Source organism: Comamonas sp. B-9 (assembly GCF_000410635.1).
In the GTDB taxonomy this organism is placed as follows: Bacteria; Pseudomonadota; Gammaproteobacteria; order Burkholderiales; family Burkholderiaceae_C; genus Comamonas.
Window position 1 is genome coordinate 15,902 of the sequence record NZ_APCR01000365.1, and the last position, 22,416, is coordinate 38,317.

The 22,416-nt window shown below is 59.2% G+C and carries 18 protein-coding genes; 10 read left to right on the forward strand and 8 right to left on the reverse strand.

Annotated elements, in window-relative coordinates; all coding sequences use genetic code 11:
• Positions 1-159: 159 nt before the first annotated feature.
• Positions 160-585 carry a VOC family protein gene (locus tag H928_RS30570; RefSeq protein WP_084635676.1) on the reverse strand — a complete coding sequence of 142 codons (426 nt, stop codon included), beginning with the start codon at positions 583-585 and terminating at the stop codon, positions 160-162.
• A gap of 1,209 nt (positions 586-1,794) precedes the next feature.
• Here H928_RS30570 and H928_RS29970 point away from each other — a divergent pair.
• Entirely contained in the window at positions 1,795-3,426 is a 1,632-nt protein-coding gene (locus H928_RS29970; RefSeq protein WP_084635677.1) for a HAMP domain-containing sensor histidine kinase, read from the forward strand.
• 257 nt (positions 3,427-3,683) lie between these two features.
• Here the strand turns inward: H928_RS29970 and H928_RS0103965 are convergent, their stop codons facing one another.
• Positions 3,684-5,294 (reverse strand): THxN family PEP-CTERM protein, encoded by a 1,611-nt coding sequence (locus H928_RS0103965; protein WP_148293029.1) that lies wholly within the window; start codon positions 5,292-5,294, stop codon positions 3,684-3,686.
• A gap of 353 nt (positions 5,295-5,647) precedes the next feature.
• Between H928_RS0103965 and H928_RS30575 the strand changes: the two genes are divergently transcribed.
• From H928_RS30575 to H928_RS31315, 3 genes are all read left to right on the forward strand, one after another.
• Complete coding sequence (locus tag H928_RS30575) at positions 5,648-7,567, forward strand: DUF11 domain-containing protein (protein ID WP_084635678.1); 1,920 nt, start codon at positions 5,648-5,650, stop codon at positions 7,565-7,567.
• Positions 7,568-8,557: 990 nt separating this feature from the next.
• Positions 8,558-9,787 (forward strand): hypothetical protein, encoded by a 1,230-nt coding sequence (locus H928_RS0103980; protein WP_373604903.1) that lies wholly within the window; start codon positions 8,558-8,560, stop codon positions 9,785-9,787.
• Between the two features lie 316 nt (positions 9,788-10,103).
• On the forward strand, positions 10,104-11,186 hold the full coding sequence (locus H928_RS31315; RefSeq protein WP_148293030.1) for a hypothetical protein: 1,083 nt from the start codon (positions 10,104-10,106) through the stop codon (positions 11,184-11,186).
• Between the two features lie 182 nt (positions 11,187-11,368).
• Here the strand turns inward: H928_RS31315 and H928_RS0103995 are convergent, their stop codons facing one another.
• Complete coding sequence (locus H928_RS0103995; protein ID WP_021025357.1) at positions 11,369-12,175, reverse strand: sulfite exporter TauE/SafE family protein; 807 nt, start codon at positions 12,173-12,175, stop codon at positions 11,369-11,371.
• Positions 12,176-12,280: 105 nt separating this feature from the next.
• On the opposite strand from H928_RS0103995, the gene H928_RS0104000 reads away from it, so the two are divergent.
• From H928_RS0104000 to H928_RS0104015, 4 genes are all read left to right on the forward strand, one after another.
• Complete coding sequence (locus H928_RS0104000; RefSeq protein ID WP_021025358.1) at positions 12,281-13,069, forward strand: helix-turn-helix transcriptional regulator; 789 nt, start codon at positions 12,281-12,283, stop codon at positions 13,067-13,069.
• Positions 13,070-13,183: 114 nt separating this feature from the next.
• Positions 13,184-13,483 carry a DUF705 domain-containing protein gene (locus H928_RS0104005; protein WP_021025359.1) on the forward strand — a complete coding sequence of 100 codons (300 nt, stop codon included), beginning with the start codon at positions 13,184-13,186 and terminating at the stop codon, positions 13,481-13,483.
• Positions 13,484-13,661: 178 nt separating this feature from the next.
• A complete protein-coding gene (locus H928_RS26035) occupies positions 13,662-15,026 on the forward strand; it encodes a chloride channel protein (RefSeq protein WP_021025360.1) in 1,365 nt (454 codons plus the stop codon).
• An 824-nt stretch (positions 15,027-15,850) separates the two neighbouring features.
• A complete protein-coding gene (locus tag H928_RS0104015; RefSeq protein WP_158400460.1) occupies positions 15,851-17,647 on the forward strand; it encodes an IPTL-CTERM sorting domain-containing protein in 1,797 nt (598 codons plus the stop codon).
• Positions 17,648-17,857: 210 nt separating this feature from the next.
• Here H928_RS0104015 and H928_RS26040 read toward each other — a convergent pair whose 3' ends face one another.
• The gene (locus tag H928_RS26040; RefSeq protein ID WP_021025362.1) at positions 17,858-18,205 is read right to left on the reverse strand and encodes a PRC-barrel domain-containing protein; all 348 of its coding nucleotides are present in this window, start codon (positions 18,203-18,205) and stop codon (positions 17,858-17,860) included.
• A gap of 210 nt (positions 18,206-18,415) precedes the next feature.
• Between H928_RS26040 and H928_RS0104025 the strand changes: the two genes are divergently transcribed.
• Positions 18,416-19,066: an IPTL-CTERM sorting domain-containing protein gene (locus H928_RS0104025; protein ID WP_158400462.1), complete on the forward strand. Its 651-nt coding sequence runs from the start codon at positions 18,416-18,418 to the stop codon at positions 19,064-19,066.
• Between the two features lie 46 nt (positions 19,067-19,112).
• Here H928_RS0104025 and H928_RS0104030 read toward each other — a convergent pair whose 3' ends face one another.
• The 3 genes from H928_RS0104030 to H928_RS0104040 form a co-directional block, all read right to left on the reverse strand.
• A complete protein-coding gene (locus H928_RS0104030; RefSeq protein ID WP_021025364.1) occupies positions 19,113-19,649 on the reverse strand; it encodes a Dps family protein in 537 nt (178 codons plus the stop codon).
• 240 nt (positions 19,650-19,889) lie between these two features.
• The gene (locus H928_RS0104035) at positions 19,890-20,099 is read right to left on the reverse strand and encodes a helix-turn-helix transcriptional regulator (protein ID WP_021025365.1); all 210 of its coding nucleotides are present in this window, start codon (positions 20,097-20,099) and stop codon (positions 19,890-19,892) included.
• Positions 20,099-20,509: a hypothetical protein gene (locus tag H928_RS0104040; protein WP_027010531.1), complete on the reverse strand. Its 411-nt coding sequence runs from the start codon at positions 20,507-20,509 to the stop codon at positions 20,099-20,101. Before H928_RS0104040 ends, H928_RS0104035 begins: the two co-directional genes overlap by 1 nt.
• Before the next feature lie 296 nt (positions 20,510-20,805).
• Between H928_RS0104040 and H928_RS0104045 the strand changes: the two genes are divergently transcribed.
• On the forward strand, positions 20,806-21,993 hold the full coding sequence (locus tag H928_RS0104045) for an IPTL-CTERM sorting domain-containing protein (protein WP_021025367.1): 1,188 nt from the start codon (positions 20,806-20,808) through the stop codon (positions 21,991-21,993).
• Between the two features lie 48 nt (positions 21,994-22,041).
• Here H928_RS0104045 and H928_RS0104050 read toward each other — a convergent pair.
• Positions 22,042-22,416, reverse strand: a 375-nt coding sequence (locus H928_RS0104050) for a phospholipase D-like domain-containing protein (protein WP_021025368.1), incomplete at its 5' end; no start/stop codon positions are given.

Genomic DNA, 22,416 nt, shown 5'->3' on the forward strand with positions numbered 1-22,416 from the left:
AAGTGGCTCCCGTTTTCCAAAAGGCCTCCGGAAACATTGCGGGGACATGAACTGCCGATTTCCATCTCATTTTGCTGGCTCCTTTTGGAGCCTTTTTTCCGCTCTGACGGACACTATTTGCGCCGATTTCCCCGGCTCAAGCGCCAGGCTAGAGCCGGCTTATGCTGTCGCTGGGCGGCGTCCAAGCGACTGCATACAACGCACCAGATAGCCATCAGGATCAGCGACGATCAGCTGTCGCTGCCCCACCTCTTCTGTCCCTTGCCGATACCAGCGATCTTCAACTGGCAGAAAAAGCGAAAGGCCCTGCAGGGAGCATCGATGAGCGACCTCATCCAATGACGGCACCTCCAGTTGAAAGTTGATGCCACGGCCATAGGGATGGGATAGATCACCGTTCACAAAGCTGCGATCTCCGATTCCATGTTGCTCCAGCATGATCTGCGCCTTGCCTAGGGTCAAATATGCGAAACGCTCTTCTGGGCGGTCATACCAGACAGAAAACCCGATGACGCCACACCAAAAATTGAGACTAGCTGGCAGGTCACCAACCGCCAATTCGGGAACCAACGCAGAAAACTCCATGGAATCCTTATGGAGCAGGTCGCCCCGATTGAATGCAAATAGCCATCTTTGTGAAGGCTCCGCAGATATTATTACTGAATAGGTGCAGGTCTAGCTCCAGGCTATCGCTGCTCCTGATCGGTATCAGAGCGAGGCATCTGCCGCCCTAACCGAGCGGAGCCAACGACTATCAACCACAGTCTATTGGGCCGGTTCAAAAGACAGCGCAATCACCCCCTGTTCTCGTTCCCCATACGAAGCCACCTGAATATTGATGAGTCACTCCAACCCTTTGGGCCTCAACTTCATTATTTGCAAACTCTCTCAAACAAAATAAGATACTGTGGCTTTTCAATTTTCACAATCCAATATGGATAAATTACCCATTGCGTAAAGACGGCAAAGTTTTTACCAAAATTCAAATTCCTGGCACGCTCACGGGAATCTCTGTATTGCAATTTCATTATCTCGCCTTCTTTATAGAGCCCGAGGGCTTCGATTTCATATAAAGGGTTGGGCCTCGTGCCTAAAAAAAAAAATAGCCACCAAATAGTATTTATCAAAATCCATAGAGGGAATGAACTTTTCAGAGTGACGCTTCCATAAATCTTCCCACTCAGACGGAGTAGAAACTATTGTCTACTCAGTATCTCGTATGCCGCTGTAACTGCCAGAATCCACGATTTCATAGGGATACAGACTAGCCCATGCTGACCCGAAAAGTAGAAAATAGATAAGAATTAAGTAATATTTCATAAGCTTAAAATCTCTTCCAGAACGTGCTGAAAGTGCAGGAGATGGGGTGATGCATGGGGCTCCGGCATTCTGGCGCGGAGTCAGAGCGAAGTACTTGCCGCCCTGCTCTTTGCACGTATGGCCCGCCAAGTTGCAGCGGAACAACGGGGGCTCGCCGGAAAGCCCCGGTCAAGCGCCTCTAACGACCTTTTTCACCTTCGGCCAGCACTCCAAACCTGATGAGCAAAAGCTGCGATTTCCGACATGGTGAGATCTCCTCGGTCCAGCTAAAGCCACACTGAAGACATGATGAACGAGACCTGGCCGGGCAACGTTGGCCGGTTGCACCCATCCCCGAACATCTATCACACAAAGCGACGTTTCGCATCACGGTCCAACAGAGGGTATCCGTCTACTCACAGATGCTCTTTGCATGCTTAAGATTCCAGCGCTTTGCGTTAGGACTGGCCATCTTCTTGGATCTTGGGTGCGCGCATGACCTTCAATCTTGCAACTGCTGCTTTTTTTAGTGCTCTGGTGGAGATGGCACTTTGCATAGGCATGTTTACGCTTTGGACGCGTGACAGAGCGCGCTACCTGATCATCTGGAGCTTAGGATTTTTTGCATTTGGCGCGGGATCCTTACTGATCACACTGCGAAATCAAATTCCTGACTTCCTGTCAATTATTCTCGCCAACGTGAGCACAACGTCGAGCTCTGTTTTATTTTACATAGGCATATGCATCTATTTTAAAAGACGCTGTACATGGCTTTATTGCATGTTAGCACTGCTGTGCATAGAAGCATTGTTATTGATATATTTCACCTATGTCTCCTATGACACCTCGGTCAGAATATACATCTACAACAGCATCCAGGTTCTGATTGTTCTGATGACACTTGCAACCATCTTCAAAATAAGCAAGAAAGCGCCGATTGAGAAAAATCCTGAACTCCTGATCATTACAGTTCTCTTCCTCATCGCGCACAGTGCACGTATTATTGGCACCCCCTTCTACCCAGCACCTCAGAACTTTCTAGCCTCAGGAAATTTTCAAACCCTGCTTGCATTTGGATTAATGATTATTCACATATCATACTCCCAAGTCTTCGCAAACATGCATGCTTCTGTCCTGAACGATAAAATCAGCAAAGCGCTTCTCAATGCACAAACAAAGGAGCGCCAGAAAGTCGAGGTACTTGGCTATATTGGACATGATTTACGGGCACCTCTGGCGACCATTAGCAGCTATGCTGCGCTACTGCTGGCCAGAGCCGACGAAGATCAACACCATCAGTTGCAAACCATACAGCGCAGCATCAAATACCAGCTCGGTCTCATTGACGAGCTACTTGAATACACCAAGTCTGAGTTGCAGCCACTGGCAGTGCGTCCGAAGTCCACGGACCTGCACGCGCTGGTTCAAGACATCGCAGACTACGCAGTCGCACTGAGCAGTCAAAAGAACAATCGCTTTGAACTACGCAGCCCTGACCTTCTGCCTTTGCTCGTTCTTGTAGACGGCAAGCGCCTCCAGCAAGTATTGCTCAATCTGCTCTCCAATGCTGCCAAATTCACGTCGGATGGTTTTATCGAGCTTTACATAACTTGCACACGTCAAGGTCAACAATGCGATTTGCAGTTCACCGTGTCTGATTCCGGCATAGGCATTGACCTGAGCGATGGAGTTGACATCTTTGGCGCATTCCAGCAAGTGCAGGCTCAGAGTGGCAGCACAGGTCTGGGTCTGTTCATTGCTCAGCACGTTGTCTCGGCGATGGGAGGCAGCCTGAGTGCCCATAGTGCATTGGGCAAAGGCAGCTCATTTTCATTTCAACTGACATTACCCCAGATCGGCGCGGGCATGTCCCTGTTGCATGCACCTACAGCTTCTGAGCAAGAAGCGCTCTGGGCAGCTATCGCGCCCCACTTATTAGAGATACTCGCCTTGCAGCAGCTGGAAGATTTCGCTACGCGAGGCCAATGGAGTGATATTCAAAGCTGGATCGATGAGCATACCAACGATACAGAACTTATTGGTCTGCAAGACTACCTTCTCGAGTCATTGGATCGGTTTGATTTCTCATCGATTGCGGCGCTCGCGCGCAAATTGAAGACAGGCTAAAGATACTCACCGCGCAAGGTCGTATTCGCCTTGCGACCGACCTCGGGCGCAGAATCCTGGCTCCAGCGCGACGCGCTTGTGCCTGATACTCGCACAGCCTCACCCTCAGCAAGGCCGACCTCTTGGATACCCAGGGACGGTCACTATCGTCCCCTGGCTGCCGTTCTGGGCCAGATAGCCAACAGCCGCAGTCGGAGGTCTGCGGTCGTCCTGCGTCGTTGAGCGGCATCCGGTACAGCGAATTTTTTGGCGCATGCCTATCGCAATGGGCGTCCCTTCACACCCTGCCGTTGACGCCACACCACCAGCCCCATCAAGGCCGCCAGCATGGCCAGCGCAACATCGCCAAGACCAGGCACAGGCGTGGGGTTGCCGGGATTCGTTGGATTCGTTGGATTCGTTGGATTCGTTGGGTTCGTCGGGGTCGTGACCTGCGGGGCAACCGCCGCGCTCGATGCATTGTTGCCCGCCGCTGCATCGCCCCCGCCATTGCTGTCATTGTCCGCACCAGCCCCGCCCACCACCGTGATGCTGGCGTTGCCGGCCATAGTAAAGCTCAGTGTGCAGCTGAGCGTGCCATTGGGCGGCAGATCAGCGGGCGCACTGCAGACAGGTGTGGGGCTGCCGGGCAAGCTGGCGGCGTTGGGGATGGCGCAAAAAGCCTGCAGTGCAGCGGCGCCGCCGGCATTGGTACAGGTGGTTGTGCAGCTGACAGCGGCACCGGCCGCTGCCGTGCCCGGGGTGCATACCGTGGTACTGAGCATATCGGTCACCGCGCGCAGCGCAAACAGATTGCCACTCGATCCATCGGTCGGCACGCTGATCGCAATGCTTTGCACGCCCGTGCTACCCGCCACACTGGTGTTGAGCGCGCCGGGCGCGCCACTCTCTCCGGTCGTGCCCTGTTGCGTATAGGCCGTCTGATAGCCTGCGGGCGGCGTTGTCGTGATGGCGCAGTCTGCCCCGGTCGGTACATTCTCAAAACTGAAGCTGCCATCCGCTGCTGCATCGACCGGGCCTGCGCTGTAGTCGGGGCCTGTGCACAGCAAAGACACCGCCAACGCCATACCGGCATCCACACTGTTGCCATCGTCTTGCGTGTTGGCGGGGTCGCTACCCTCTGCATATACCCGGCCCGAGACATTGGCCACCTGGGTCAGGTTCATCATAAAGGGGATCGCGTTGACCATGTTCTCCTGGGTGGTAAAGCCGATGCAGCCAACCTCCGCGCCTGCTGCCTCGCAAATCTCCGGATCCAGCGGAATGGCTGCAGGCTCAGGGAAAAAGCTGAAGGTGAACTCCTGGCCATCCATGACCACCGTGCGATTGACCGAGCCGTCCAGCACCCAGATATCGCTGCAAGGGTCTCCGCCTTTCACTACGCAGGCGGTCGGGTCACTGCCGTTCGGGGTTTCTGAAAACTTGATGGTGTAGACGAAGGTCTCATAGGTGTAGGGATCGCTACTGCCTTTGGCTTTGAGGCCGAGCGTGGTGCTGATCGTGGCGCTGGTCAGGGTCGCAAAGTTCAACGCCACCACGTTATTGGTATGGGTGTAGACATTGGCGTATTGCGCGGCGCCATTGGCTACCAAGGTGCCCGTCTGCGCACTGGCTGAGACACCGATGCCGCTGCGCCCCTCACCGGCAGGGCCACTGGGGCAAGCTCCCCAGGTGATATCGGTGGCGGAGACCAGTTCGCAGCCATTGGCAGTGCCCGGGCCCGCGCCAATGAAGGTGGTAGCGCCGGTGCTCGTCACAAACCGGGCCGTGACCGTGTAGTCCCATTCCAGGGGCGCGGCAGTGGCACTGCCGATGAACAAGGCGCCAAGCAAACCCAGGACGGTGACGCTTATGCTTCGATGCAACATATTGAACCCCGCAACGAACTGTAGATATTCATTTTTCAACGAAGAAAAACGAGTCAAGAAAATCTACATGCAATGTAGTGGCTTCGCCATCGGGATATGTTAATTTTTAAAAATTACAATCAGAAACACAACGCTATCAAACGAAATAATGGAGGATTGAAAGAAATATCAATAAATCCAAAAAATATTTAAATTAAGCAAAGATGCAGTTTGAAACCATCTGCTAGATTTCTCCCTGTTTTGCGGCTCACATATACACGATAGACGTAAGTTATACTAAATAATATTCAATTGATTTAGTTTATCTTGCGGGTGCGTATGGGATATTTTTCAATTGGGATGGAGTTTTCAGGATGAAATTAATTCACAGACAGGCTGCTCTTTTTGCAGTGTCGCTTGCAGGGCTGACGGCTGCCGCTGGCGTACAGGCTGCAAATCTGGTCTGCGGCGTGCCCCTGCGCGTAAGCACGGCATCCGTATCGAACTGGTCGACCGATGCACGCTACGTGAGTGCCCCGACCGGAGCCGCAGCAACTATTCGTGATGACTACAAGTGGAATGGATGGTTTGACCCCACTACGCAAACTCACGGTGCAGCCTCAGGATCCTTGAATGGCCAGCCTTTTGAAGGGAAGTGGCTTTCGTTTGGTGACTCCACTTTTGTAGAGGGCGCAGCCAACGGGGGAAATACAGGCACCGGTACTTACCCTGCAGTAATCACCAATGGCAATACCGACAATGGCGCCTGGGTCGCTGGGCGTGTCACATTCATTTATAACGACCCCATCAATATTGCCAATAATGTGAACTTGGCGACCATTCGAGTTCGCGGTCTTGGTGGTTTTGACGATAGCACCCAGTTCGTTGTCCGACCCAGCGCTCCGCCATCGGGTGCTAGCGACTGGCTGCAAGCACAAACTGCAGGCACACTGTACTCAACTCCGGATGCCATTGATTTAGATGGAAGCGCAGCAGGCTTGGGGTTTTATTATGGCAATAACACCATTGCGTTTGCGGTGCAGAATGTTGGTAGAGCAGATACAGACTCGCGGGGTAATCCAGTTGGTCTAACTGCGGATATTGAAATTACCGCCGATTGCGCGACTGAGCCGCCCGCCCAGCCCACCACCGTTCTGGCTTGCCCCGCCGGCAGCCAAGCGGGTGATGAAGTCCGTGTTGGCCCATTTACCACCAACGCCAGGGACTGGAAATGGACGCAGCGCATGAATGCAGCGGGCACCGCCCTGGAGAACGTCGAGCAGCCTCTGTTTGACAGCTACCGGTATCGCAGCTATTTCGATCCATCGACACTGACTACGGCGACCGACGCCCGCTGGATTAGCCCTGGAACGACCAACCCTGCGAGCAGCGACATCCCGGGTGTGCCTTACCCAGCGGCTACCGGGCAGTCTCGTGGCATCCAGGACGGCTCCACATTTGTGATGAACCAGCCCGTCAATATCGGCAGCAATGTTGATTTGGCCAGCATCAAGCTCACTGGGCGTTTCGCATTTGATGACTACGGAAGCTCCGTCTATGTGAAGCCTGCAGCGGGTGCAGAGTCCGCTGCTGGACCTACCTATCTTCCCAATGGCTACGGTGCATTCCAGACCTATACCACGTCTGCAGCGCTTGGTTTTGCACGCGGCAACAACACCGTGGGCTTCCGGCTGGATGGCGGGCAAGAAACCAACGACTGTAGCGGTGGAACATGTGCATTGGGCGCCATTGCCGAGTTCTATGTCACCGCAGCCTGCACGGGTGAGCCCCCAAGCGCCGACCTGTCCATCACCAACGCCAGTGCCGCTGCCAGCGTAGCACCCGGTGCCACGGTGACCTACACCGTCACCGCCAGCAATGCCGGCCCGGTGGAAGCCACGGGCGCCACGGTCACCAACACCCTGCCTGCCGCACTGACGGATGCCACCTGGACCTGTGTGGGCGCAGGCGGCGGTACTTGCAGCGCATCGGGCAGCGGCAATATCAATGACACGGTCAACCTGCCTATGGGCGCCAGCGTGACCTACACCGTCACGGCCAAGGTCGCTGCAAATGCCACCGGTTCGCTGGCCAGCACGGCAAGCATCGCGGCTCCAGCGGGCATTGATGACCCTACTCCGGCCAACAACAGCGCAACCGCCAACAGCGTCATCGCCACCGCTGGCCCTGCCACCCCAGTCCCTGCATTGGACCTGGCTGGCCTGGCGCTGCTGGGCGGATTGAGTGCCGGTATCGGTGCCTTGGCACTGCGCCGCCGCCAACGCAACCAGTGATGGCTAGAAGCCTCAGGGCTTGAAGACTTGCCGAGTTACTCACAATCGCCTCCAGCTGGAGGCGATTTTTTTATTCCAAGACCTTTCGAAAATGCAATACCCACAGCCGACTCGGCCATTGCTGACAGGCCGCCCCAACAAACCGGTATGACGAGCGGCATTTGCCAAGATATTGACCAAGCGCTTTAGCCAGACAAGACACCGCCCTCTTTGGGCTGCCTCTGCACAAGCCTCACCAAGCGCGACGGACACTGATCGGGATAAAACGCACAAGGCGCCCCTTAAAGGCGAACCGGAGGTATTGCCGAGAAAGACATGGGATTGGATCCCCCGAGAGCACGTTCAGACCATGGCGGCGAGTTGTGCAGAAGTTCCCAAGGCCCACAGCCTATATCACATCCCTGCCGTGAACCGGTATTCGGCACGCATCACGCAGCGGACCATCCATCTGCCTCAAAAAATAGCTGGATAACCCCATCCCCGCTGCACTGTGAAGCCGCACCGCCCCATCATTCGCACCCGCTTGGTTGAAAGGGGGTATTGACAATGCCAAATCCCAAGTTATCTATAAAAATCAAAAAATCAAAGGAAATTAAATAAAAACAAAGAAAATGGATAAAAAGCAAAGATTTTGAATTTGCATACCATCCGATTTGAAACAGCTAACAAAAAAAATGCTACCCATGTCCACCTGCGCCTTGACCATGTTTTAGGTGTATGGCATTGTAAACAGCGTGACCGAGTGAATAGAAGGACATAGGGTTCCGCTATCGCGATCCGTCCCTCATTCACAGCCAAGAGAACTTGCATTTTTGTTTTATTACTGCATCCGCTTCAATTCAGTAAAGGGTGAATATGACCGATTCTAAGAAAATGCCGCCTGGCCCAGCCTTTCCAGCATTTTCGTCGCCGCTGACGAATCCTCCCGCCCATAAAAAGACATTCAAGCATCTGCTTATCTCGGCCGCTTTGGTATTGCCAGCCATATCGATGGCACAAGTCGCCTGCGATGGCCGGCTTTTTCTGTCGCAAAACGCACCGACCTCGTTAAACAGCGTGTCTACGGATACCAATCCAATGGTGTTTACCGGCATTGGGGGGGCTTCTGCGGTTTCCTACAACGCCTTGGGTTATTCCCCCACCGATGGCCAGATCTATGCGATGCGGACCGATGCCAATGGCGATAATCTGCTCAGCGTCAACCAGAGCACCGGAGCTGTCACCGTTGTGGGCGCTGTGACGGGGCTGCCAGCGAGTCCCGCTTACAACTCGGGCACAGTGGGCAGCGATGGCACCTACTATGTCAAACCCTTTGGCAACACCTCGGTGATTTATGCCATTGATACGAGCGCACTGACCGCTACCACCATCACCTTGGATACAGCATTCACGGCCTCGGACATCGCCTGGGTCGGTGGCGCTTCCGGGGGCTTGTATTCGGTGTCCGACACAGGCCAGCTCTATGCCATCGATGTGGGTACTGGAGCCGTCTCGGCCATGGGTACGCCAGACGGCACCGGTGGTGTGCTGGGCGCGCAGTTCGGTGCCACCAACGGTATGTTTGGCTCGGCCAACAATGGCAGCGGTTTTTACCAGATCAACCTGCTCACCGGTGTCAAAACGCTCATTGCCGGCTCGCCCGGATCGGGCACCAACGATGGCGCCAACTGCCCGAATGCGCCCATCCAGTTCCCTGCGGATTTGAGCATCACCAAAACCAACGGCCAAACCACCTATGTGCCGGGCACCAATGTCGTCTACACCATTACCGTGCGCAACAACGGTCCGTTCACCGCCGTAGGCGCCAAGGTGACGGATGTATTGCCCAGCGGCATCAGCACCGCCTCTTGGTCCTGCAGCGCTTCGGCCGGCGGAAGCTGTGCTGCCAGTGGCACAGGCAGCATTGATGACACCATCAATCTTGCGGTGAATGCGACTGCGACCTATACGCTGACCATGGCCATCCCAGCCGGTTTCACGGGCAATCTGGTGAACACCGCCACGGTCGAAGCCGATGGCTCCAGCGCCAGCGCAGTCAATACCAATCCCGACCCGGACCCCTCCAACGACACGGCAACGGACACCGATACCCCTGCCACTGCTCCCCCCGTTGCTGCACCTACCCCCGTGCCCACGATGACTGCGCTGGGCCTGCTCATGCTCTCTCCATTAATGGGTTTGGCGGGCTTTATGGGCTTGTCTCGCCGTCGCAAGGTATGACCTCCGCATATGGGCGTACACGCTGATCCCAGCTGCGACAAAAGAGCTTCGTAAGTGCCTTATTGGCCCCAGCGAGGCTCTTTTTTTGGAGCTCGTGCAGCGGAAAGCGACAAGACCTTCGATCACGCAGCAACACCCCTGAGGGATTCTCTGCATCACCCTCGCTCAATGGGCCAGCCCTCTCTCATGCTTTCACTGGAAAAAAATGAAAAATCCAATACTCGCAAAGTTAGCAACCGTGGCCTGCTTCGGGGTTGCAGGCCACGCCATAGCCGCAGATTGCGTCAATGGCGTCAATGCAGCGGGGACCTGCACCGTGCCTGCAGGGGTAACCCACATCAGCTTTGAGGCCTGGGGTGGCGGCGGTGGCGGGGGCTCGAACGACCAGGGCTGGAACGGCATCGCAGGGGGCGGCAGCGGTGGCGGCGGCGGGGCCTATTGCAAAGCCCGTCTTGCCGTGACTGCAGGCAACGAGCTCCTGGTCATCGTCGCTGCCGGCGGCGCGGCTGGCTTGGTCAACAGCGCAGATTGGACGGCCACCGGAACGCACAGCACAGGAGGCGGGTTCTCTGCCGTCTCGGGGCCCGGCGTGGTCGGTGTGACTGCCAATGGCGGCGGCGGCGGGGGCGGCAGCACCGTGGATCTCAACTATTTCGATGGCGCACGCGGCTTACCAGGTCAAGGTGCAACAACGCACAGCGGCGGCACGGGGGGCGCTGGAGGTGCCAATTTCCTGGGACGCCCTGGCGGTCTGGGCGGAGGCGGAGGCGCTGGCTCCATCGGAGGCTCGGGTGGCGCAGGCGGCAATGGCGCCAATGGAATCGACGGAAGTAGCGCACCTGATTGGGATGGCAGCTGGGAAGGGCCCGGCATACCCGGAGCCAATGGGACAGACGGCGGCAATGGCGGGGATGGCGGCAACGGCGGTGACGGTGCGATAGCTGGGATCGGCGGCGCTGGCGGACAGGCGGGCTACGAAGGCCATGGTGGAAATGGTGGTTCTGGCTCTCCCGGCTACGGGTACGGAAACATAGGTACCAATGGCGTACCTGGAGTGCCCGGCATGCCGGGAGCCGACGGCCTGATCCTGACAGGCCCATTGGCCGTGGCAGCTTGCGAAGGAGAAAGCATCGCAGGCGCCAATGGATCGGGGGCAAGCGGCGGCGCCGCCGGAGGACTCAACGTCGGGGCCGGCGCTGGCGGCGACGGTGGGCAAGCGGGGCAGGCCGGCATGGTCCGCATGACTTTTGTCGTGGAGCCCGACCCACCGACAACGCCCGTGGAGCCCACTCCCGTGCCGACCCCTGTGCCCACGATGACAGCCTGGGGCCTGCTGGCGCTCTCGCCCATCATGGCGCTAGCCGGCTTCCTGGGATTCTCGAGGGGCCGCAAGGTCTAGGAACCCTTTGCAACACGCTTAGCTGTGGTCTGAACGCAGGCGCGGGCCATCCGCGCTGATCCGGTGGAACAAGGGTCTGGCAGAAGATCCCAAGGAATAGACCGCTTTGGGGTTCTACCGCTGGTTTGCGCAGCCCCATCGCTGCGCAACCCCTCGGCCGGCGCCCATTCATCCAGCGGCCGTCAATGCACCACCATGGCCAAGAGCACCGCACACAGCAAGGCGACATAGACCTTGGCATGGAGACGGTCCGGGATCTTGCCAATCCAGCGCGACGCGACCCGGATGCCCAACCAGGAGCCCGCCACCAGCACCAGGCAGGCGCGCACATCGATGTAGCCCAGATGCCATGCGCCCAACGGCGCGGTGTTGGACGCCAGCAGCGCGTAGGTGGCGGTGCCCACAATGGCCATCGGCAATGACAGCGGATTGGCTGCCGCAGTAGCGGCCGTCATGCTGGCGCCGCGCCGGCGCATCAGTGGGACGGTCATGACACTGCCGCCGACCCCCAGAAAAGCGGCAATTGCGCCGATAAAGAGACCCAGCGCAGCGGCCGCAGGCCTGGCCAGAGGGCGCATACTGCTGCTGCGCTCCTGGGTAAAACCGGGCCGCAGCAGGCTGTCGAGAATCGTCAACGCGAGATAGCCGACGAACGCCCAGCGGATCCAGTGGCCGCTCAGCATCAGCGCAGCCATCGCCCCAGGGATGGCCCCGAGTGCCACATAGCCCAGCAGCGGCCGCACCTGGCCCCAGGGTACCGTGCCGGCCTGGTGGTGCCGCCAGCTGGCCAGCCCCGCGCCAAAAACCATGACACAGGTGGAAGTGGCCACCGCGATATGCATGGCGGCAAGCCCCAGCGCACTGTCTGCGCCATACACCCCCACCAGCACCGCGTAGAGCACCGGAACGACGACAAAGCCGCCACCAAAACCAAACAGCACGGTGGTCACACCGGCCAGAACCCCAAAACACAGCAGCAGCAAATACATGGACAAGGACCATCAACGGTTGAAAAACGCCACGATAGAGCGCCGGACTGCGGCTGACTTTCGATAAAAAGCCAAGCATCCTTGCATTTGGGCCAAAATCGGCCGATGCACAACATCCCTCTCGCATCGGTAGATGCCGTGGCCCGGCCGCTGTTGGCCATCAGCACCGACTATGCACCTGGCACCCTGCTGGACACCCACAGCCACCGGCGCGCGCAGGTGCTGTACGGCATGAGCGGCCTGATGGAAGTGGAAACGGACGATGGCGCGTGGGTGATCCCACCCTTTAGCGGTGTCTGGATTCCCGCTGGCAAGCCCCACCGGGTGCGCATGCAGGGCGTGAGCACACGCAGCCTGTATATCGAGCCCGCTGCTGCACCCCGCCAGGGCCGGCATTGCGAAGCGCTGGTGGTCAGCGCGCTGCTGCACCAGCTGCTGCTGGCCTCGATCACGATGGAGGCGCTGTATGACGAGCAAGGACGCGACGGCGCCTTGGCCCAGTTGCTGATGCACGAAGTGCGCCAGGCGCCCACCATGCCCTTGTTCGCCCCCATCCCGCAGGACCGGGCGCTGGCTGCGCGCTGCCAGGCCTTCTTGAAGGCGCCACATATCCAGGCCGCGCCTGAGGCATGGGCTGCGCAGCTGCACAAAAGCCTGCGCAGCTTTAACCGGCATTTTCGCCAGCAGACCGGCATGAGCTTTGGCGCCTGGCGGCAGCAAGCCTGCCTGCTCGCGGCCCTGCCCCGGCTGGCGGGCGGGCAGTCGGTCACCCAGGTCGCGCTTGATCTGGGCTATGACAGCCCCAGCGCTTTTTCGACCATGTTTCGCAAGCGCTTGGGCAGGGTGCCCAGTGGCTTTAGCAGGGCTTCGTCACCCAGCGGAAATGGGGAGTAGAACGCACGGGCTCTGGCTGATAGGGTGCGAATGCAAGCAGCGGTAAACGGGCTTATCCAGCGACCATGCCTTGGTCTAGGAAGCAGGCTTCATCAACGCTTGAGCACCTGACCTATGCAGAAGAATGTGGTATTTGTCGATGTCGACGACACCTTGGTGCGCACGGTCGGCACCAAGAGGATTCCTATGCCTTCGGTGATCAACCAGGTGCGGCGCCTTCATCAAGACGGTGCCGTCTTGTATCTCTGGAGTTCTGGCGGCGCAGACTATTGCCGCAATACCGCCGATGCGCTGGGAATTGCCCAGTGCTTTGCCGGCTTTCTGCCCAAACCCACCACCTATCTGGACGACCAGCCTGTGCAGGAATGGCGCGATTGCCAGCACTTCTATCCCATGCAGGCTTCGCAGGCCTAAGAAACTGTTCAAAGTCTCCTCGCGCCGCAGCAGGGCTGAATGACAAAGCCCCAAACGCGACAGACACAGGCACCTGCGACGGCCCCAAAGCCTGAGCGTTATGGTCACGGGCTTGGGCGCTGCAAGCCCGCCCCCCATCGAATTGACTAGACTGGCACCCTCACTCCATGAGGGCGCAATGCAGCAAGAACCCGATTTTGTACAGAACCTGAGGCAAGAATTCGGGGATGGATGGCGCTGGGTGGAGCGTTGCATTGTGCTGGCCTATGCCGCGGCAGCGGGCTTGTGCGTGGTGGGTTTCACGATGGTGGCCGAGAAGGCCTTTGACTGGTTCATGCACATCTACCACTGGCAAGGTGGCTGGGCGGTACTGCTGTGGACGCCATGCCTGACGGCAGCCATTGTCTGGGCCACACGCCGCTGGGCACCGGGCGCTGCGGGCTCGGGCATTCCGCAGGTCATGGCCGCGCAAGAGACGGCGCTCAATGACCAGCAGCGCAGCCGCTTTGTCTCGCTGTGGCTGTCCGCCTGCAAGATTGCGCTGGCAGGTTTCGGGTTTCTGGCGGGCCTGTCGATTGGCCGCGAGGGGCCGTCCGTGCAGGTGGCCGCCGGCGTCATGCACCATGCCAAGCGCTGGTTTGGTCCGCGCTCGGGCATCACCAGCCATGCGCTGCTGGTGGCAGGCGGTGCAGCGGGCATTGCAGCCGCCTTCAATGCACCGCTGGCGGGGATCGTTTTCGCCATCGAGGAGCTGTCCCGCAAGCTGGAGTCGCGCGCCAGCGGCCTGATCATTGCCGCCATTGTGCTGGCCGGTCTGATGGGCGTCTCCGCATTTGGCAACCTGAACTACTTCGGGCGCATCCAGGTGCCCAGCCTCAACTGGCACGCACTGCTGCCCGGCATCTGTGTCGCCTTGAGCTGCGGCGTCTTGGGGGGCCTGTTTGCCAAGCTGATGGCCGCGTCCCTGACCGGCGCGCCAGAGCGCCTCAACCGCTTGCGCGCGCAGTATCCCATCCGCTTTGCAGCTGCTGGCGGCTTGCTGATTTCCGTCATCGGCCTGGCCACCAGCGGCGCCACCTTTGGCGCCGGTTCGGAAGAAGTCAAGCATATGCTGGCGGGAGAGGCCGAGTTGCCTGCGCTGTATGTGACGCTCAAATTCATCGCCACCTGGCTGTCTGCCTGGGTGGGCGTGCCTGGCGGTATCTTCGCGCCCTCGCTGTCGATCGGCGCAGGTGTAGGCCACAACGTCTCGCTGATGATGGGCAGCGACATCGCCCCCGCCTTGATTGCAATGGGCATGGCCGCGTTCCTGGCCGCCGTCACGCAAGCGCCGCTCACGGCCTTCATCATCGTCATGGAGATGGTCGATGGGCACTCAATGGTGCTGAGCCTGATGGCCGCTGCGATGCTGGCCAGCCTGGTCTCGCGCATGATCGCCAGGCCGCTGTACGAGACCCTGGCCAACTACATGCTCAGCCAGGTGCAGAGCACGCAGCCTCCACCAGCGGAGCAGGCCGTGCAAAAGCCAGCCGCTTCATCCTGATCATCCAGATCGCACGCAGGTCCTGGCCAGTGGGTAGCGCAGTCCCACCTACGAGGCCAAAGCGGCCGGCACCCGCGCTTTAACGCGACTCGCGCCAACGCGCGGATAGAGGCCAGCTGCGCCTTTGCTAGGCGGGTACCCGTGTTGGCTCAGCCAAGCCAGGAGGCCGCGCATCGCCCAGAGCCGATCAGCGGCTGACACACTTTGCGCTTGCCAGCGGCCAACTATGCCCTTGGGTGGAAAAGCTACCCCTGCTGTCACGCCCAGGGTCCTCTCTGTGATGGCCACCAGAGCACCCCGCACCCATCTCCGGGGGGCGTCAATGCTGAGAGCAAGCTCGGAACTCACCGATGGGCAAACCGAGCCGTGCCTCATTCATTCCAAAGGCATCACGCAATTATTAACCAAGCATTATCAATTGTTTTGGTTTATCTTGCCACCCCATAAAAGATGCGCGCGATTGTGAACAATATAAATCTCTATCGCCATTTTCACCATTACTGTTTAAAAAAATACAAATAACAAAGCTATTTTAATAAAACCAAAGACGTATGCGTGGCCTCGCGTTGTACAGTTCTAACTGTAATTTTATGTTGCACAGCCAAGACCTTAGGAATCAATCCGCTGATCGCTCCACACCCATCAGATTCAAATATTTTTTTATATTTAGTCATTTGATTATGGACAGGGGTCATCAAATTATCTCCACAGGATTATCTTGGTGTACATATGACGCCCTGATAGCCATGGCTGTTTTGAATCGATGGCAGGCATTTTCTCAACCAAGGCAAATCCTCGCCTCATCTAGAGAATGGAATTCAATCATGCGAAAACAAATGCTGACCCTTGCCGCTGTGCTTGCGATGGCGGTGCCCAGTTTGTCCAGCGCTGCCTTGATAACCGGCACCACCAACTACGCCGGTGATGGCGTCTATTCCTTCCGCTCCACCAACCTGACCTATGACGTGGGCGGTGCCTTCTACAGCGACCTGCCGGTACTGATGTTTTGCATCGACCACGGTACCCGACCTCCATTTGACATCACGTCCCACTTCGACACGGAGGCGGGCGCCAGCGCCATCAAAGGCGCAGCAGGAGCAGCAGGTGAGGCGGCCATCAACTGGGTGTTGGACCAGTATTACCTGAGCTATTACAAGAATGGAACGATTGAGCAGCGGCGCGCCCTGCAATATGCGCTTTGGGAGATTGGCAACGACTACAACGGCAGTGCAGACAGCATCAACGTTGCAACCGGGTCATCGCGCCCGAGCAACGAGGATGTTACCGAATACGGAGGGACCAACCAAGCTGCGTTTGTCAATGCCTACACCACTTTGTACGAGGCAATGAAGGCGAACCTGCCCGGCCTGCGCAGTTCATACCGCTCCAACACCTATACCATTGACCTGTTCCGCAACCAGGACCCGACATACCAGAACATGGCAGCGCTGATCGAACGCGCACCGCCAAACACCGTACCAATTGCCGAGCCCAGCATCACCGGCACACCGCAGGTCGGCTCCACCGTGACTGGCAGCTACAGCTATGCGGACAACAACAACGACATTGAAAATCCCAGCGGCACCACCTACCAGTTTGTGACCAGCCCCAACCCCAGCATCAGCAGCTCCAGTGACGGCACGGTGGGGGCGAGCGGCACCACCGGGGGGGCCAGCCAGACGCCCACCTACACCTTGCAGCCAGCGGACCAGGACAAAAACGTCTTTTTCTGCGTCAAGCCAGATGCCCAAACCGGCGCAACGCCAGGGCTGGAGGTCTGCACCAGCGCGCTGGGCCCAGTGACCGAGCTGCCACCCAATGTGGTCCCCACCGCCGTTCCATCGATCGCCGGCACGCCCCAGGTCGGCTCCACCGTAACCGGCAGCTACACCTATGCGGACAGCAACAACGACATTGAGAACCCCAGCGGCACCACCTACCAGTTTGTGACCAGCACCAACCCCAGCATCAGCAGCTCCAGCGACGGCACGGTGGTGGCGAGCGGCACCACCGGGGGGGCCAGCCAGACGCCCACCTACACCTTGCAGCCAGCGGACCAGGACAAAAACGTCTTTTTCTGCGTCAAGCCAGATGCCCAAACCGGCGCAACGCCAGGGCTGGAGGTCTGCACCAGCGCGCTGGGCCCAGTGACCGAGCTGCCACCCAATGTGGTCCCCACCGCCGTTCCATCGATCGCCGGCACGCCCCAGGTCGGCTCCACCGTAACCGGCAGCTACACCTATGCGGACAGCAACAACGACATTGAGAACCCCAGCGGCACCACCTACCAGTTTGTGACCAGCGCCAACCCCAGCATCAGCAGCTCCAGCGACGGCACGGTGGTAGCGAGCGGCACCACCGGGGGCGCAAGCCAGACGCCGACCTATACCCTGCAAGCCGCAGACCTGAACCAATATGTCTTCTTCTGCGTCAAGCCTGCCGCGCAGACCGGTGCAAGCCCTGGGCTGGAGGTGTGCACCAGCCCTGTAGGGCCGGTCACCACCCGCGTGGTGCAGCAGGCGCCTACACCGGTGCCAGGCTTGGGCCCCTGGGCGCTCCTGGGCTTGACACCGCTGATCGCGCTGCTGGGGATCCGGCGCCAGCGCAAGCACATCGGCTAAATACCAACGCCGACCACGGATAGCCACCGCAAGGTGGCTTTTTCATGTCCACGCATGCTGGGCAGATGTGCCAGCGGCTGGGGTAGCCTGCATATCCGACTGGAGGCATGACCTGGTCGGGTGCAGGTCTCCCGGCGCAGATACAGCCAAGGCGAAAAGCGCCGGCGCTGCATTGCACAGCACACGGCGCTTTGCGCGAGATGACTGAGATTAGGTCGTGGCCTTCGGGTACACAAACTGGGGCAGGCCCTGCAAGGTCTCCTTGCTGGCGTCTGGCAGCAGCAAGCCGTATTTGCCCAGCTTGAAGCGGGAGAACTCGATGGCCACGTCATAGGTGCCCAGGCCCATAAAGCCGCCGATGCCGACAATGGCAAAAATCAGATTGTCTTCCTTGCCGACGATCACATCATCCACGGTGCCAATTTCCTGGCCATTGGTGTCGTGCACCGGCTCACCGATGAACTCCTTCTTGACGCTCCATCCCGTTGCCAGCACCTCCGCCCCCCGGGGGGAGATCGCAAAAGGTGTATGGATGGTGACTGTTTCTTGGTTATCCATATATCCACCACAAAAAAATTGATGCAGGCTCAAACTGTAGCAATCTTTACCTGCGCCGATCCTCTCGCCAGCGCGGCTCTCAGCAAAAAGGCGTGGCGTCTGACAATGGCGCCTAACACAGCTTCAACGCGCATGAAATCCCCAGAATACGGGATAGTAAATACTTGCAAATGCGATACATTTGTTTGCATTCAACACATGGAGATTGCGATGAAGACATTGCTGTGCGCCAGCGCCCTGGCACTGGCCGTTGGAGGCTTTGCCTCGGCCGCGAACGCTGCCTTGGTGCAGTGGACCCTGACGGATGTGACGTTCGTCGATGGCGGCACCGCCTCTGGCTCCTATGTGTTTGATGCGACCACCCAGACCTTTAGCCAGATCAATGTGACCGCCACGGGCACGGAAGGCATACCGGCTGCCAGCTTCAGCAATACCTGCAATGGCTCCAACTGCGACGCCTACCTGTCCGATCCTGCACAGAACATGATCTTTGTGCCTGCTGACACCAGCGATCTGACGGGCAAACAAGTCATTTTGTTGGACTTGCAAAGCCCGATGACAGATGCCGGCGGCACGATTGCGATCAAGCCGCCTGAAGGAGAAGCGGAAGTCACTGTGGCACTACGGAACAAGGCCTTTTCTACCTTCTGCCCTGATGCCACCTGTTCAGGCCCGGGAGCCATGCGCTTTATCGCCTCGGGTGAGGTGGTGGGTCGTGCGGTGGTGGTGCCTGCCGTAGCTCCCACCCCGGTGCCCGCCATGGCTCCATGGGGTCTGGCCTTGCTGTCGCTGCTGCTGGCACCTCTGGGCTGGATGCAGCAACGCCGCCAACGCGTAGCGGCAAAGCCAGCGCGGGGCTGAGCCACGCAAGGTCCCCGGTTACTGAACCGGGGACAGCCTGGGGCGCTTAACCCGCGTTGCGGCTGGATTCAAACAGGAACCAGGTGCGGCGCTCGGTTTCGTCGATCCAGTTTTCCAGCAGGCTGGACGAGGCGATGTCGCGGTGCTCGTCGGTCACGTTATGGGCTTCGCGCAGGCGGGCCGCGAGCTGCTGGTTGTCCTCGCGCAGCTCGGCCAGCATGTCGAGCGGATCGACATAGTCGGCATCGTTGTCGCTGATGCGCTGCAGGCGCGCGATATGGCCGATGGAGCGCAAGGTCGTGCCGCCCACTTTGCGGATGCGCTCGGCAATCGCGTCGGTCATCGCATAGAGCTGGTCGGCCTGCTCATCGAGCAGCAGGTGGTAGTCACGGAAGTGCGGGCCGCTCATGTGCCAGTGGAAATTCTTGGTCTTCAGGTAGAGCGCAAACACATCGGCCAGGATGCCGTTGAGGGCCGCGCTGATGTCCTTGGTGGCCCCGGCATCGAGATCACTGGGGGTGAGCAACGGGGCCTTGCGGCGTGCCTTGATATCCGTTTTGCTGCTGCGTTCAGATTTGGCCATGGTGCACCTTTCACATAAGGGTTGAAGACAAGCGAAGCTAGAGCGGGTGGCGCCACCAACAAGTATCCGGCCCGATGATGGCAGCCAGATTGCGGTGCGCATGTTGTTCAGCTCTCTTATTCAGAGAGCCACTAGCTTCATACCAAAGCAGAGAAAACCCTGTCAGCCAATGCCGACGATATGGGGCTATGCACGCCCCTGCTTGACGCAGATCAGCGATCTACGCCCTGCGCGCAACCGTCAGCCCGGTGCGCTGCGGTAAGGGTTCTGAAAGATCGCCTCGACTGGCAGCTCAAACACCACGCTGATGCGGTAGGCCAGGTCGAGCGAGGGATCGTGCTTGCCCGTCTCCAGCGCATTGACGGCCTGGCGCGATACCCCCAGGCGCTGCGCCAGATCGGCCTGGGTCCATTGGGCTTGGGCGCGCAGCGTGCGCAGATGGTTGTCCATCAGCCGCGCAGCCGCATCACGCCAGTGACGAGCCCCCAGACCAGCCAGAACAGCGGCACCACCAGCCAGGCAGGCGCATGGGGCGCTGCGGCATAGCTCTCGCCAAAACCCCAAATGCTACACAGCATCAGCACCAGGCCGCAGGCGATCACCACACTGCGGATGGCCTGCGCGCGCTGGTACTCGTCCGCCGCCTGTATCCACTGCAAGGACGCCCGCAGCTGCGCGGCAATCGGCAGCGCAACGGCCAGCGCCAGCAGCCAGGCCGCTGGCGTGCCGAGGATGGCATCAAAAACGCCCACGATGACCAGCGCATGGATGGCGCAGTACAGGCCCATCCACAGCGCCGTCCGGAGGAGGTAGGCGCGCATGCTGGGGCTGGGGTATGGGGGAGGAAGAGCATTGTGCATGGTCAGAACCAAGAGAGATGTAAAGTAAACCCGACTTTAGCAAATGTCAGGTTTACTTGTCAATGGCTGCCTGCAGCGCAGGCCATACCTTTGGTGCAGCGGCAAGCCACGCCCTGCCCCACGCTAAGCCGTCGACAGAGCCGCCACAGGCAGCCTGCCCGCAGCGGAGCAGCAGCAAAATGCCACAACTCTGTGGACAATTATCAAAAGGCATCCCTGGGCAGCATTGGTAACAGACGCGGGCAATTCGATTTGAAATAATAAAAAATCAATTGAATTCTTGGATGCCATTTACGATGCTTTTCCGGTCCACACCACAGCCCCAAGCCTGGTTTGCCAGCTCGCTGCTGGCGACAGCCCTGTCCGTCTGTGCCCTGCCGGCGCAGGCCCAGAGCCCCGTCACCATCGACTGCAGCCCCAACTCGCTGGCGCAGCTCAACACCGGCCAGCCCAGCAGCACCACCCCGGCCATAGACAGCCGCTGGCGCTTCCAGTACCTGGCGGCCTACGCGGGCAGCTCGCCAGCCAACTGGGGCAGCTTTGGTGATGCGGCCATCGTCACCAGCCGCAACGCCAGCTGGACCAGCACGCCTGCCAACAGCACCACCGCGCAATGGATTGGCCTCAATGCCTGGGGCGGCCAGCCCTATGTGGATGGCGCCAACTTTGGCAATATCGATGCGCTGTTCCAGGTGCAGTTCAACCTCGACCCCAGCGTGTCACTGGGCAGCTTTCAGCCCTCGATGACCTACAGCGCCGACAACTCCGTGGTGGACATCTTCATCAACGGCCAATCGCAGCTGGCACGCGGCGCGGGCACCTGGGGCCTGCCCCAGGCGGGCAGCGCCAACCAGTTTGGCTACAACGGCTTTGGAGGCTTTCGCTGGCTCACCATCGCGATGGCCTCGCCCGATTGGCAGGCAGGGGCCAACACCATCACGGTCTATGTCAAAAGCGGCAACCCCGCGATGGGCTTTGCCGCCGCCATCGCAGGGGCCAATGCCTGCACGGCCAATGAGGCGCCCAGCGCGATCCCTGCCGTCAATGGCCAGCCCGAGATCGGCCAGACGCTGACCGGCAGCTACAGCTATGCCGACACCGAAACCGACCCGGAAGACGGCAGCACAGCAGGTACGCGCTACCAATGGGTGCGCAGTGACAATGCCAGCCTCACCCAGGCGGCCCAGGGCACGGTGCTGCAGTCGGGCAACACGATGGGCGCATCAGGCACGGTGACCTACACCACGCAAGCGGCCGACGACAAGGCCTATCTGTACTACTGCGTCACCCCGGTGGCCCAGCGCGGAACCTTGGTGGGCGCCGAGGTCTGCAGTGCCGCCTTTGGTCCGGTCAAGACCACTACGCCGCCGCAACCTGTGACGCCCAAGGCAGTTCCGCTGCTCGATATCTGGGCCTTGCTCGGTCTGTCGGGCCTGGTCGCCGGATGGGGCCTGGCGCGGTCACGCAAACGCCCGCAGGCCTGATGCCAGCCACCTGCGGGTGGCTTTTTTGTAGCGCGGGTGCTGGGCGCCTCAGAGCTGAAAGGCGACTGCGCGCACCAGCCCCTCCCCTACATCGCGCCACCAGCCGGGCGCGCGGTAGGCGTAGGCAGAGCTTTCAGCCATCTGCTGCTCAGACCACTGCTGCAGCCAGGCAATGTCGGGGGCGCTGTAGAAGGCCGTCATCGCCTCGTAGTTCAGGAACAGGCTGCGCCCGTCGAGGTTGGCCGATCCGCACAGCCCCATGCTGTCGTCCACAATCACCACCTTGGCATGCACCATGTGGGGAGAGCAAAACACCTCGGCCCCGGCCAGCACCAAGGCGCGCAACGCGCGCTCGCGCGCCCAGTCGGCCAGGCGGTGGTTGGAGCGCTGGGGCACCACCACGCGCAGGTGCACGCCGCGCCG